Source organism: Pseudomonas sp. NBRC 111123, assembly GCF_001320205.1.
Lineage (GTDB): Bacteria > Pseudomonadota > Gammaproteobacteria > Pseudomonadales > Pseudomonadaceae > Aquipseudomonas > Aquipseudomonas putida_J.
On sequence record NZ_BCAZ01000077.1, the window covers coordinates 1 to 14,133 of the forward strand.

9 protein-coding genes are annotated in these 14,133 nt (G+C 62.7%); 3 read left to right on the top strand and 6 right to left on the bottom strand.

Annotated elements, in window-relative coordinates:
* The coding region (gene dibA, locus APH27_RS24655; protein WP_060486142.1) for a phosphodiesterase DibA at positions 1 to 1,863 on the bottom strand (1,863 nt) is incomplete at its 3' end.
* A 148-nt stretch (positions 1,864 to 2,011) separates the two neighbouring features.
* Here dibA and desA point away from each other — a divergent pair.
* Positions 2,012 to 3,196, top strand: coding sequence for a delta-9 fatty acid desaturase DesA (gene desA / locus APH27_RS24660; protein ID WP_027917642.1), 1,185 nt, complete (start codon positions 2,012 to 2,014; stop codon positions 3,194 to 3,196).
* A gap of 139 nt (positions 3,197 to 3,335) precedes the next feature.
* Entirely contained in the window at positions 3,336 to 4,322 is a 987-nt protein-coding gene (locus tag APH27_RS24665; RefSeq protein WP_050437181.1) for a sensor domain-containing diguanylate cyclase, read from the top strand.
* A gap of 26 nt (positions 4,323 to 4,348) precedes the next feature.
* Here the strand turns inward: APH27_RS24665 and APH27_RS24670 are convergent, their stop codons facing one another.
* The 5 genes from APH27_RS24670 to APH27_RS24690 form a co-directional block, all read right to left on the bottom strand.
* Positions 4,349 to 5,611 (bottom strand): response regulator, encoded by a 1,263-nt coding sequence (locus tag APH27_RS24670; RefSeq protein WP_060486138.1) that lies wholly within the window; start codon positions 5,609 to 5,611, stop codon positions 4,349 to 4,351.
* Between the two features lie 137 nt (positions 5,612 to 5,748).
* Complete coding sequence (gabT, locus tag APH27_RS24675) at positions 5,749 to 7,026, bottom strand: 4-aminobutyrate--2-oxoglutarate transaminase (RefSeq protein ID WP_027917645.1); 1,278 nt, start codon at positions 7,024 to 7,026, stop codon at positions 5,749 to 5,751.
* A gap of 182 nt (positions 7,027 to 7,208) precedes the next feature.
* Positions 7,209 to 8,651, bottom strand: coding sequence for an NADP-dependent succinate-semialdehyde dehydrogenase (gabD, locus tag APH27_RS24680; protein ID WP_060486139.1), 1,443 nt, complete (start codon positions 8,649 to 8,651; stop codon positions 7,209 to 7,211).
* 340 nt (positions 8,652 to 8,991) lie between these two features.
* Positions 8,992 to 10,668, bottom strand: a complete 1,677-nt coding sequence (locus APH27_RS24685) for an aryl-sulfate sulfotransferase (protein WP_027917647.1) — start codon at positions 10,666 to 10,668, stop codon at positions 8,992 to 8,994.
* Between the two features lie 17 nt (positions 10,669 to 10,685).
* Positions 10,686 to 13,022: a TonB-dependent receptor gene (locus tag APH27_RS24690; RefSeq protein WP_060486140.1), complete on the bottom strand. Its 2,337-nt coding sequence runs from the start codon at positions 13,020 to 13,022 to the stop codon at positions 10,686 to 10,688.
* 193 nt (positions 13,023 to 13,215) lie between these two features.
* Between APH27_RS24690 and APH27_RS24695 the strand changes: the two genes are divergently transcribed.
* Positions 13,216 to 14,130, top strand: a complete 915-nt coding sequence (locus tag APH27_RS24695; protein WP_060486141.1) for a LysR family transcriptional regulator — start codon at positions 13,216 to 13,218, stop codon at positions 14,128 to 14,130.
* Positions 14,131 to 14,133: the final 3 nt, after the last annotated feature.

The window sequence follows — 14,133 nt, forward strand, 5'->3', positions numbered from 1 at the left end:
CCGCCCGAACCAGTACCCCTGCCCCAGCTGGCACTGCTGCTCCAGCAGGAACCGCGCCTGCTCAGACTGTTCGATGCCCTCGGCATGCACCTGCATGCCCATGCTCCGCGCCAGGGCAATGATCACCCGCACAATCGCGATGTCATCATCATCCAGCGGCAAGCCGGCGACAAAGCCCTGGTCGATCTTCAGCTTCTGCACCGGCAAGCGCTTGAGCCGCAGCAACGACGAATACCCCGTGCCGAAATCATCGATTGCCAGATTCAGGCCTAGCTCACGCAGACGATGCAGTTGCTCCAGCGCCACCTCCGGGTCTTCCATCACCGCACTCTCGGTCACCTCCAGCTCCAGCAGTGCCGGGTCCAGGCCCGTCTCGTGCAGCACGTCCGCCACCTGCCGGTACAACTCGCGCTGGCCGAACAAGCGGCTGGAAATATTGACGGCAACGAATTCCAGCGCGCGTCCTTGTTCCTGCCACTGAACCATCTGCCGGCAAGACTCACGCAACACCCAGGCATCGACCTCGGCAATCAGCCCGGTACGCTCGGCGATCGGGATGAACTCGCCAGGCGGCACCAGCCCACGCTCCGGGTGTTGCCAACGCACCAGCGCCTCGACACCGACCATCTTCGCCGTGAACAGGTCATGCACCGGCTGGAAGAACACCCGCAGCTCATCCTTGGCCAGCGCCCGGCGCAGCTCACTCGCGGTTTCCACCCGATGCTGGGCGTGGGCAGTCAGCTCTTCGGTGTACAGCGCGTAGCAGGCACGCCCATTACCCTTGGCCTTGAACAGCGCCGAATCGGCATTGCGCAGCAGTTGCTCGGCGCTCAGGGCGTCGTTGGGGAACAGGCTGATACCTACGCTGGCACTGATGAACAGGCGGTGGCCATCGAACTCGAAGGGTTCACGCATACGCTCGATGATGCCTTGCGCCAGCTTGCCGGCCTGACCGACCTGCTGGCAGTTCTCGGCCAGCACACCGAATTCGTCACCGCCCAGGCGCGCCAAGGTAACGGTGTTGCCCACCGTCTCACGCAGGCGTTCGCCGACCAGTTTGAGCAACTGGTCGCCAATGGTATGGCCAAGGCCGTCGTTGATGCTCTGAAAGTGGTCCAGGTCGAGCAGCAGCAAGGCGCAGCCACGCTTGTTGGCCTGCGCCGCAGCCAGCGCCTGCTCGGCGCGGTCGTTGAACAACAGGCGGTTGGGCAGGCCAGTGAGCGGGTCATGGTGGGCCAGGTAAGCCAGTTCCTGCTCGGTATGCCTGATCGCACTGATGTCGCTGAACACCGCCACGTAATGGCTCAGCTCACCGCTGTCATCGTGGATGGCGCAGATCGTCTGCCATTGCGGATAGATTTCACCGCTTTTACGGCGGTTCCAGATCTCGCCGCTCCACTCGCCCTTTTCGGCCAGCGCGGCATAAATCTGCTGATAGAACGGCACGCCGTGGCGCCCCGACTTGAACTTGCTCGGGCGCTGACCCAACACTTCGTCCTGCTGGTAGCCGGTAATGCGCATGAAGGCGCGGTTGACGTGCACGATCAGGCCTTGGCGGTCAGTCACCAACACGCCCTCCAGCGTGCTGTCGAACACCGCCGCGGCCATGCGCAGGCGCTCACGATCCTCGCTGCGCAGACGCGCACCGACACCGATGAAGTTGAGCAGGCGCGCGCGGGACACGAAGATCAGCAAGGCACTGACCAGCACCCACACCACCACGTTGATCTGCCGGCCCACGGTCAGCGCCAGGGGGTCGTCAGTCATACTGTGCAGGACCACCTCGGCCAGCACCAGCCAGAGGAACGAGAGCACCACATACAGCGCGGCCATGCGCAAGGCGTCGCGAACGGAAACAGACATGTCGGGGGGGAAAGCCCATAAAAAAGGATGGGGCATTATAAAGGCTGAAACATGCCGTGACTTCCTATCTGAAAGGGTGACTGGTTTTATTTCCCCGCCAAGGGATAATCACACCTTTCTCCCTGCATTCCCGAGGGCATCTACACCTATGTGGTACAACGGTCTGCTCGACTTGTCGGCCTGGCAACTGGTTGGCGTCACCCTGCTGATGACCCACGTGACCATCGTCAGCGTCACTATCTACCTGCATCGCTACTCCGCCCACCGTGCGCTGGCGCTCAATGGTGCGCTCAAGCATTTCTTCCGCTTCTGGCTGTGGCTGACCACGGCACAGAACACCCGCGAATGGACGGCCGTGCACCGCAAGCACCACGCCAAGTGCGAAACCCCGGACGACCCGCACAGCCCGGTCTACAAGGGCCTTGGCACAGTGCTGCGCAAAGGGGCCGAACTCTACCGCGAAGAGGCACGCAACCCAGAGACCCTGCGCATCTACGGCAAGAACTGCCCGGAAGACTGGATCGAGCGCCACCTCTACTCACGCTACAAGCTCGGCGGCATCGTGCTGATGGCGGTCATCGACCTGCTGCTGTTCGGGACCATCGGCATCACCATCTGGGCGGTGCAGATGATGTGGATTCCGTTCTGGGCCGCCGGCGTGGTCAACGGCCTGGGCCACGCGGTCGGCTATCGCAATTTCGAATGCCGCGACGCCGCCACCAACCTGGTGCCATGGGGTATCGTCATCGGCGGCGAAGAGCTGCACAACAACCACCACACCTACCCCAACTCGGCCAAGCTCTCGGTCAAGCGCTGGGAGTTCGACATGGGCTGGGCCTGGATCCGTGTGTTCTGCCTGCTGCGCCTGGCCAAGGTACAACGCGTGGCGCCCATCGCCCACCGGGTCGAGGGCAAGGCCAGCCTGGACATGGACACTGCCATGGCCATCCTCAACAACCGCTTCCAGATCATGGCCCAGTACCGCAAGCTGGTGATCGCCCCGCTGGTCAAGCAGGAGCTGGCCAAGGTCGACGCCTCGGTACGCCACCGCTTCCGCCGTGCCAAGCGCTTGCTGTCGCGTGAAACCAGCCTGCTCGAAGACCGCCACCACGTGCGCATCGAAAGCATGCTAGCCCACAGCCAGGCCCTGAAGACCATCTACGAGAAGCGCCTGGCCCTGCAACAGATCTGGGCCCGCACCAGCGCCAACGGCCACGACATGCTGGCGGCCATGAAGGACTGGGTACACGAGGCCGAAGCCAGCGGTATCCATGCCCTGCACGACTTCGCAGCTCAGCTGAAAACCTACTCCCTGCGTCCCACCGGCGCCTGATAGCCGCTGATCGGCACGCCCCGCAACGGGGCGTGCCTGCAGGAACTTCCCCCCTGAAAATCCACTCAAACCGTACATCGTCCGCGTGGCGGGCCGGTTCGTGGCCGCGCGCCCTATCAATGAGAACTGCTCCGTGCTCATGGCCAAGAACCTACCTCCATCCTTGTCAGGTACCCCGCCTCCTGAAGCTGCACAAACCTTGCTGGCTCTGCTCCACGCCCAGGGCGAAGTTGCCCGCCTGAGTGAACGCGAACAGCTGTACAGCTCGCTGCTCGACAGCGTCAACGCCGTGCTCTGGGCCTTCGACTGGGAAACCCGTCAGGTGCTCTACGTCAGCCCCGCCTACGAACGTATCTTCGGTCGACCGGCCAGCCTGGTGCTGGCCGACTACAACGAATGGCGCGACAGCATCTACCCTGACGACCTGGAGTTCGCCGAGCGCAGCCTGGCCCAGGTACTGCTCAAGGGCGCAGTGGAAGACCGCGAATACCGCATCCTCAACGCCAATGGCCAGGTGCGCTGGCTCAGTGACAAGTGCTACATCAACCAGCAGAGCGAAGATGACCGGGTGATCATTGTCGGCATCGCCGAGGACATCACTGAAAAGAAGCAACTGGAAAGCGAACTGCAGCGCCTGGCCACCACCGATGTGCTGACCCAGAGCAGCAACCGGCGGCACTTCTTCGAGTGCGCCCAGCAGGCCTTCGACAGCGCCCGAGAAGACGGCACGCCATTGGCTTTCCTGCTGATGGACATCGACGACTTCAAGCGAATCAACGACAGCTACGGGCACCAGGAAGGCGACCAGGTGCTGCAGCGCATCGCCGACAGCGGCAAGGCCGTGTTACGCCGTGGCGATCTGTTCGGGCGTATCGGTGGTGAGGAGTTCGCGGCGGTATTTCCGGGATGCAATGCACAGGTGGCCGAACAGATCGCCGAGCGACTGCAGCGGGAAATCCAGCGGCAGAGCTTCAGCCATGGCGATGAGGCGTACAGTGTGACGGTGAGCCAGGGGCTAACCGGGCTGACCGATGAAGACGAATCGCTGGACAGCGTGTTCGCCCGTGCCGATGCGGCGATGTACCGGGCCAAGCGGCAGGGCAAGAACCGGATAGTCCGTGGCTGAAAGGGGCGCGAAGCGGCCCCGAAATCTCACGTCGAAGCGGGTTCTTCAGGAGCAGGTGGTGCCTCCCCCTGCGGCTTCACCTCAGGGTTTTCCACTTTGCGCAACCGGCTGAGCTCAGCCAGCCCAACCTTCAGCAAGCGCGCGGTCTTGTTGCTGGCCACCTTCTCCAACCCCTGACCCGCCGGCAGGCGAGCCAATTGCCCGGCCAGGTTCAAGGCCAGGATCTCCCGTGAATACACCCCGCCACCCAGCTGATAGATCGCCGCGATCAGCTCGCGCAGGCTCAGCGGCAGGCGCCAGCGGGTGCGCAACGCCGAGCCGAATGCCGCGCCGAATTCATTGAGCGACAGCTGCACCCGGTCCTCGTCCAGCTCACCACCGGCCAGGCGCCACTCCTGCAGGCTGCGCAACACCGCCAGATCGCCCAGGCAATGCAGCAGGCCGGCGCAGTAACAGCGCTCCTGGTCCAGCTCGAGCATCCGCGCCAGTGAGCGGGCGTACTCGGCGGTGTGCAGCGAAAGGTTCCAGTAATGGGTAGCATGTTGCGTCAGCAGCGGGTCGCTCAGGCGCGCACTGCGCTTGAGGGTGAGGCCCAGGATGAGGTTCATGCTCTGGGTGCTTCCGAGCTTGTTCAGCGCCTGCATCAGCGTCTGCACAGGTGCATCACGGTGTAGGCCGGCACTGTTGGCAGCGGCGATGAGCACAGCCGTGATCTGCGGGTCGTCACGCACTTCCTCTTCGAGTACCTTGAGGTTCAGGCCCTGAGGATTGAGCGCACGCTTGATCGCCACCTGCACGTCGGCAAACAGCGGCCCACCATCGGCGGTGGCACGGCGCTGTTCGAGGTAGGCCGGCAGGCTGGCGCCAGGCTGCAGCGGCGGCACCGGGCAGGCGATCTGCTCGCCCACGGCCAGCAAAAGCTCTTCAAGGCTCTTGCGCAGCTTGTCCAGGTTCAGTGGCTTGCTCAGGTAAGCCGTAGGGTGCAGCGGCAACGCTTCGCGCACGCTGGCGCTGTCGCTGCGCTCGCTCATGAGAATGAACGGCAGCCCCGGGCCCTTGGCTCGCACTTTGCGCAGCAGGTCGAGGCCATCCAGGCCTGCCAGTTCGCGGGCCGCGATGATCAGGTCGGGTTTGTTGGCCAGCGCCGTGAGCGCCTGCGAGCCGTCGGCGCAGACCTGCAAGCGGGCATCGCAACGCACGCTGAGCAGCATTTCGCTCAACATTTCACGTACCCAAGGGTCGCCTTCGGCGATCAGCACGCACGGTGGGGTGGGGTCTGCAGCACTCATGGCCAACTCCTGAAAATCCCTGACACGCAGTCCTTCGCAGCTTCCAAGGCAAATCCTTCCACAACCATAGCGCCATGAGGCTTTTCTGGGCACAAAAAAAACCCGCCTAAGCGGGTTTTTTTATGAAGCGCATCACATCAGGCGAGTTCAGCGAAGCACTCTTCGATGATGGCCAGGCCTTTGTCCAGCAGCGCGTCTTCGGCGGTCAGCGGAACCAGGATACGCAGGACGTTGCCGTAGGTGCCGCAGGACAGCAGGATCAGACCCTTGTCGCGCGCCTTGGCCACAACCTGGGCAACGGCAGCAGCGTTCGGGGTGTGGGTGCCTTTTTCGAAGACTTCCACAGCGATCATCGAGCCCAGACCACGAACATCGCCGATGATCGGGTGCTTTTCCTGGATCTTGCGCAGGCCAGTGGTCAGGTGCTCACCGACAGCCTTGCTACGGTCCAGCAGCTTCTCTTCCTCGAACACCTGGATAACGGCCAGAGCCGCCGCGCAGGCGATTGGCGAGCCAGCGTAGGTACCGCCCAGGCCGCCCGGAGCGATGGCGTCCATGATCTCGGCCTTGCCGCATACACCGGCCAGCGGGAAGCCGCCAGCGATGGACTTGGCGAAGGTGGTCAGGTCAGGCGCGACGCCCATCTGTTCCATGGCGAAGAAGGTGCCGGTACGGCCAGCGCCGGTCTGCACTTCGTCGGCGATCAGCAGGATGCCGTGCTTGTCGCACAGTTCGCGCAGACGCTTCATCAGCTCTTTCGGCGCAGGCAGGAAGCCGCCTTCGCCTTGTACTGGCTCGAGGATGATCGCGGCGATGTCGCGCGGCTCGGCGTCGTTCTTGAAGATGCGCTCGACCGAAGCGATGGCGTCGTCAACGCTGACACCGTGCAGCTCGCTCGGGAACAGGGCGCGGAAGATGCCGCCTGGCATCAGGCCCATGCCAGCGGAGTACGGCACGACCTTGCCGGTCAGGCCCAGGGTCATCATGGTACGGCCGTGGTAACCGCCGGTGAAGGCGATCACGCCAGCGCGGCCAGTGGCGGCACGGGCGATCTTGACGGCGTTTTCAACGGCTTCGGAGCCGGAGGTGACCAGCAGGGTCTTCTTGTCGAAGTCGCCTGGGACCAGCTTGTTGATCTTTTCGCACAGCTCTACGTACGGTTCGTAGGCCAGCACCTGGAAGCAGGTGTGGCTGACTTTGGTCAGCTGCTCTTGCACAGCTGCAACCACTTTCGGGTGCAGGTGGCCAGTGTTCAGTACTGCGATGCCGCCGGCGAAGTCGATCAGTTCGCGGCCTTCAACGTCGATCACCGTAGCGTTCTTCGCGGACTCGACGAAGATCGGGTGGATTTGGCCGACGCCACGTGGGACGGCGGCTACACGACGTTGCATCAAGGATTCGTTGGTCTTGCTCATAGTGCCCTCATTTGCGCCGATCAGCGGCGCTTTTATTCGGGGGTGGCTGGGAGTGCTCGCGAACAGTATTCGTTGATCGACTGCCGTAAACGCCCTGGCCACCAGGTACTGCGATGTCAAAAAGGCCAGCGAGACGTCGCTCTCGCGCCCCGCTGGCAGAGGTAAAACCGTTTACCCGGCAATCAGACGCTGATGCACAGGTATTTGATTTCGAGGTAGTCCTCGATACCGTATTTGGAACCTTCACGGCCCAGGCCCGAAGCCTTGATACCGCCGAATGGCGCGACTTCGTTGGAGATCAGGCCGGTGTTGATACCCACCATGCCGTATTCCAGGGCCTCGGCGACACGGAACACACGGCTCATGTCACGGGCATAGAAGTACGAGGCCAGGCCGAACTCGGTGTCGTTGGACATGGCGATGACTTCGGCTTCGTCTTTGAAGCGGAACAGCGGCGCCAGTGGGCCGAAGGTCTCTTCTTTGGCGACAGCAGCGGTTTTCGGCACGTCGACCAAGATGGTCGGCTCGAAGAAGTTGCCTTCGATCAACTTGCCACCGGACAGCACCTTGGCGCCTTTGCCAACGGCGTCTTCGATGTGTTCCTGGACCTTGGCGACAGCCTTGCCGTCGATCAGCGGGCCAGTGGTGGTGCCTTCTTCCAGGCCGTTACCGATCTTCAGCTTGGCGACAGCAGCGGCCAGCTTCTGGGCGAACACGTCGTAGACGCCGTCCTGCACGTAGATGCGGTTGGCACAGACGCAGGTCTGGCCGTTGTTACGGTACTTGGAGATGATCGCGCCCTCGACTGCCTTGTCCAGGTCGGCGTCGTCGAACACGATGAACGGGGCGTTGCCACCCAGTTCCAGGGAAACCTTCTTGATGTCCTTGGCGCATTCTTCCATCAGCTGGCGACCGATTTCGGTCGAGCCGGTGAAGGACAGTTTGCGTACCAGGGAGTTGCCGGTCAGTTCGCCGCCAACTTCGCCAGCGCTGCCGGTAACGACGCTCAGCACACCAGCCGGGATGCCGGCGCGGGTGGCCAGCTCGACCAGGGCCAAGGCGGAGTATGGGGTCTGCGAAGCAGGCTTGAGCACCATGGTGCAGCCAGCGGCCAGGGCAGGGCCGGCTTTACGGGTGATCATCGCGGCCGGGAAGTTCCACGGGGTGATGGCCGCGGTAACGCCGATTGGCTGCTTGATGACGATCAGGCGCTTGTCTGGCTGGTGACCTGGGATGGTGTCACCGTAGACGCGCTTGGCTTCTTCGGCGAACCACTCGATGAACGAGGCCGCGTAGGCGATTTCGCCCTTGGCTTCGGCCAGCGGCTTGCCTTGTTCGGTGGTCATCAGGCGAGCCAGGTCGTCCTGGTTCTCGATCATCAGTTCGAACCAGCGACGCAGCTTGTTCGAACGCTCCTTGGCGGTCAGTGCACGCCAGGCCGGCAGGGCCTTGTCGGCAGCTTCGATGGCGCGGCGGGTTTCCGCGGTGCCCATCTTCGGCACGGTACCGATGACTTCACCAGTGGCCGGGTTGGTCACATTGATGGTCTGGCCGCTGTCCGCATCCAGCCACTCACCGTTGATGAAGGCTTGCTGGCGGAACAACTGAGCGTCTTTGAGCTGCATGTCGGCTTCCCGAATTGTTGATTGTTTGAAAAGCGCCCAAGGCAGGGCATCGAGCGTTTGAAATCTCAAACGAATGCTAAGCGGCTGCTGGGGTGTTGGACAATAGGCTGTTCGAAAAAAAGAACGAATGGTTGAACACCCAGGGCAAAAATCCATGATTCTGCACAGTGGCAACTGGCCTTTTCGCGGGTAAACGCGCTCCCACAGGATCTCCACAGGCACTGAAAGCCGTGGAGATCCTGTGGGAGCGGGTTTACCCGCGAAGAGGCCGGTACAGGTTAGACGATGCAGCTGAATGAAATGTGATGGGAGGACCGACGGCCCTCCCGGCAGGAATCGATCAGAATGCCTTGGCCAGGTCGATCACCAAGGCCCGGTAGCCAACGGAGCCCGGCTGGCGGCTGTGCACCTTCAGTTCCACCAGCACCTCTTGAGTGCCGCGGCGCACTTCATTGAGCACCGTGGTGGTGAGCTTCTCGGGCGTGAGGAAATTCACCGACGCCGAATAGATGAACTGGGTATCGGTCTCTGGCCGGTAGGCCACCACCGAGGTCACCGGGCTATACCACTCGTCGCCGCGCTCCTTGCCATACGCCCAGACCTGCTCGACCGTGCCCTTGGCTTCATCGATCTTGTACTCGACCGCCCGGCTGTAGTTGCCGCTGAGCTTGGTCGGGGCAAAGTCGCGGCCCCAGCCGTTGTCGAACACCGTCAGTGTCCCTTTGCCGGTGAGCCAGGCCGTGTGCTGGGTCCACGACCAGTCGAAGCCTTCGCTCTGGACGGGGGTCAGCACCTTCTCGCGCAAATGCTGTGGCCAGCCTTGTGGAGAAGCGAGGATCCACTTCACCTGCTTGTCGCGACCGATCTTCACCACGCCCTGATGACGCGCTGAAACGATAATGCTGTCGTCATCGGCATCGTAGTCAATGGCATTGACGTGCGCCCAGTTACGCCCGGTGCCCACGCCAGGGGTATCGCCGAACGGCAAGTCGCCCTCGGCCAGTTCGTTGGCCAGCCGATCATCCTGTTTCTGCACACCTTCGGGCAGCTGGATCGCCGCCTTGCCCAAGGTTTCCAGCAAGTCGCCGCGATAGGGGTCGAGAATCTGGTTCAGGTCCCAGAAGTCCAGCACGTCGCCGGTTTCGTCGACTTCGATGATGTGGTCACGGATCGAGCGCACCCGCTTGCCATCGGGGCGACGGTAATCGCTGGTCCCCACCCGCAGCAGGTACGTACCGTTGGTCGTTTCGCGGATCTCATGGGAGAAGTCGGCGAACTTGTCCGGCAGGTTGCGCTGCCAGATGCGCCGGCCCAGCAGGTCGAACTTGGAGTAGGTCTGGCCCTGCCCCCAGATCAGCTTGCCATCGCGGGTCTGCTGGAAACCCATGGTCCCACCCAGGCCGTCTCGGCGGTTGGAGTCGTGGATCTGTTCGATGTCCAGGTACCAGCGCACGTCGCCATTGCTGTCGGCGATCCAGTTGTTGCCCACCTGGTCCCATTCGGCGGCGCCGCCCAGGCCGTTCCACTTGAAGGCGCGGCCGCCGGGGATATCACCTTGCAGATGGTTGAACAGGTACAGGCGCTGCTCGAAGCCTGGCGCCACCTTGACCGGCTCCACCTCCGGCAGTGCGGCGGTCTGTTTCGCCACCACCGGCAGGCGCACGGCCGGGGCGTAGATCTGGTACTGCTCGCGGATGCGCTCGCCGTCGAGCTTGTAGGTCACTTCCACCTGGTTGACGTGGTCCGGGTACAGGCCGAATACCGGGATGCCGCCGTAGGTCCACAGCGAGCGTTCGGACACCTCGTAGGCAATGTCCACACCGCGCTCGCCCTTACCGCGCACCCGCACATGGGCCGCGCTCAGGCTGCGCCCACCGTCGCGGATGATCGCGGTCAGCGGCGCCAGGCGGTAAGGGTTGACCACCACATCGCCGAGCAGCGCCTCTGCGCGCTCGGGGACTTTGGCAGTGAGGCAGGCGCCTTCAGGCAGTGCGGGGGTTTCAGTCTTGGCATTCATGGCAAAGCTCCTTGTGCTCAGAAGTCGTAACGGGCAGTGGCGCCGAAGGTGCGCGGGGTACCGAGCACGCCGGCATAACCACCATTGGCGGAGTTCCACAGGCTGGTGAAATAGGTCTTGTCGCCAGCGTTCTTCACCCACAGCGACAGGTCGACCACGCCGTCGCCCTGATCCAGGCGCACACCGGCGGAGAGGTTGACCAGCGCATAGCTGGGGATCTGGCCGAAGTCGGAATCGTCGATGGTGCCCACCGCCCTAGAGCGGAACGCGTAGCTGGCAGTGACGTAAGGCTCGACGTGCTGGCTGGCTTGCCACGTGTATTCGCCGTTGAGGTTGGCGATGTATTTGGAGGCGCCGACCACCTGGTGGCCGGACAGGTCGCAGGTGGCGGTTGCATTGGCCAGGCTGACTTCCGGTGGGCACGGTGCGTCGTCGTACTTCAGGTAGCGCACATCGTTCCACGAGCCGTTGAAGTTCACCGTCAGGCCGCTGATCGGCAGCGCCGTGGCCTCGAACTCCAGGCCGCGCGAACGCACGCTGCCGGCGTTGGCCAGGTACTGCACGCGGTTGATCTGGTCGTAGACGTTGGCCTGGTAGCCATGCACCTCGGTCCAGAACAGGTTGGTGTTGAGTTGCAGGCGGTTGTCGAACAGCGTGCTCTTGAGGCCCAACTCGGCATTGTTGGCTCGCTCGGTACCGACCAGTAGTGAGTCGGTGCCCAGGCGTGGCGCGGCGCCAACAGTGAGGTTCACGCCCCCCGACTTCTCGCCGTGGGTCAGAGTGGCGTAGCCGAGCAGTTGGTCGTTGAAGCGGTAGCTCAGCCCCAGCAGTCCGGAAGGGCTAAAGCTGTACTGGTTGAGATCTCCCGAATCGTAAGCCCCCACCCTGCCCTGGCGCGCAGCAGCGGCAGCCCCGGTAACTGCCGCACCACCGGTTGGTGCATCGCGGGTCACCCAGGCGCTCTTTTCCTCGTAGGTGCCGCGGATGCCGGCGGTGAAGTCCAGGCGGTCGGTGAGGTGCCAGGTGCCTTGGGCGAACAGCGCGTAGCTGTCGGTATCGATATGGCCGTCGCCAAGGGTGTTGACGTTGTTCAGTGCGCCGGCCGGGGTGATGTTCCAGATATCGGCCTGCGGGCCGTAATAAGTGAAGGATTTGTTGTCCAGGTCCTGCTTGAAGTAGTACGCGCCCAGCACGTAGTCGAAGGCGCCACCGGTAGGCGAAGCCAGGCGGATTTCCTGCGAGTACTGCTTGTCGCGTACCGACACCCCGGCGCTGTAGAACACCGGCACATTCAGACCGTCGTCGTTGCGCGGGGTAAAGTCCCACCAGCGATAGGCGCTGATCGAAGTCAGGGTGAAGTCGTTGGGCAAGGTCCAGTTGGCCTCCACCGAAGTACCGCCCTGGAACACCGTTACCTGTTGGTCGGCATCGAAGTTGACCTTGCGGTCCTTGCCCGACACAAGCGTGGCGCCAGCCTGGGCGGCCAGGCTTTCATAGCGGTTGACGCCGTTGATGGTCGGCCCGGTGCTGTACAGGCTGAGGATGCCGTTGTTGGAGTCCTCTTCGTTGTATTCGCCGATCCAGCGCAGGTTGAAGGTTTCGCTCGGTTTGAACAGCAACTGGGTACGAAAGCCCTGGCGCTTGCCGCCGTTGAGTTCGTCGCCGTTATGGATGTTCTTCACATAGCCATCGTCTTCGGTGTGATAGGCGCTGATACGGCCAGCCAGCGTCTCGGTGATCGGCCCGGAATAACTGCCCTGGGTCTGCAGGTAGCCGTCCTCGCCAATCGATTGCTGGACGCTGCCTTCTGTATGAAAGGTTGGCTTGCGCGTGGTGATGTTCAGCACGCCCGCTGTGGTGTTCTTGCCGAACAGCGTGCCCTGCGGGCCGCGCAGCACTTCCAGCTGCTCGACATCGAGCAGGTCGAACACTGCCATGCCCGGGCGGCCGAGGTAGACGTTGTCCAGGTAGATGCCGACGCTGCCTTCCAGGCCATCGCTGGCCGGGTTATTGCCCAGGCCCCGGATCGAGATGCTCGACTGGCGTGCATGCACATAGGCGACGTTGGTGCTGGGCACCAGCTGTTGCAGATCCTGCACACGGTAGATGCGCTGGGTTTCCAGGGTTTCGCTACTAAGCACGCTGATGGGCGTGGGCACGCTCTGCGCGGTTTCTTCGCGGCGGCGGGCATTGACCGTGACCGTGCCGAGCTTGGCCTCCTGTTCCACAGCCGGGGTAACGCTGACGGGTTCTTCGGCGAAGCTGCCGTTGGAAGCCGCCAGCAACACGCCGGCGGCCAAGGGTTGCAAGGTAAAACGCGACGCGCGCGCAGGCCAACGGGAAAGTCCAGTCATGCAAATGCTCCTTGAGGCATGGGCCCTGGGCGAGCATTTCCGTTGGCGGAACCGAATCGCGGTCAGTTGGGCTTATATTCTTTTAAGAGATATAAATATTTGTAATTCATATTTTGTGGAATAAGTAACACCCTTTATAAGGGGACTCGCCCTTGTCAGCAATTGCATTTGACCGAAGGTTTTAATGTAGAAAATGCATATCGATCTGCGTCAGTTGCGCCACTACATTGCCCTTGTCGAGCACCGCAGTTTTGTCGCCGCAGCCGCGGCGGTGAACCTGTCGCAATCGGCCTTCAGCCGCAGCATCCAGACCCTGGAGCACAACATCGGCTGCCGCTTGGTCGACCGCGCCAGCAAGGAACTGTCACCCACCCGCCAAGGGTTGCTGGTGCTGGAGCACTCGCGGCGCCTGGTGCATGGCGCGCATAACCTGGTCAACGAGATTCACCAGTTCAATGGCGCCACCACCGGCGTGGTGCGCTTCGGTTCCGGCCCGGCGCCCGCTGGCGGGCTGGTGCCGCGGGCGGTGGCGCGCTTCGTTGCCGAATACCCGGCGGCGCGCACCTGCTTCCAGGTGGATAACTGGCAGGCGCTGAACCGCAAGCTGATCGCCGAGGAGATCGAGTTCTTCGTTGCCGACACTCGCCAGTTCGAGTCCGACCCGGATTACCGGGTGCACAAGCTGGCCCCGCAGCGCTGGCACTTCTGCTGCCGTGCCGGGCACCCGCTGACCGAGCAGGCTGAAGTGCGGGCACGGGACGTATTCGATTACCCGCTGGCGACCACGTTCCGGCCGCCGAACATCCGCAAAATCCTGAGCGACCTCAGCGGGCGCCAGGACTTTCTGCCCACGGTGGAGTGCGAGCATGGATATGCGCTGCTGAATGTGGTGATGCATTCGGACACCATTGGCATCGCCTGCAATGCAAACTTGCGGCCTTACCAAATGGAAGGTGGGCTGGTCGCGTTGAAATTGGTGGACCTGGCAGCGGATCAGGAAGAGGCGTTCTATACCCGCTATGGGGTGGTGAGCCGGGTGGGATATGGCTTGTCGCCATTGGCTCAGGGGCTGGTCAGGCAGCTGATTGCCTGTGATACCGAGATCTAGAGA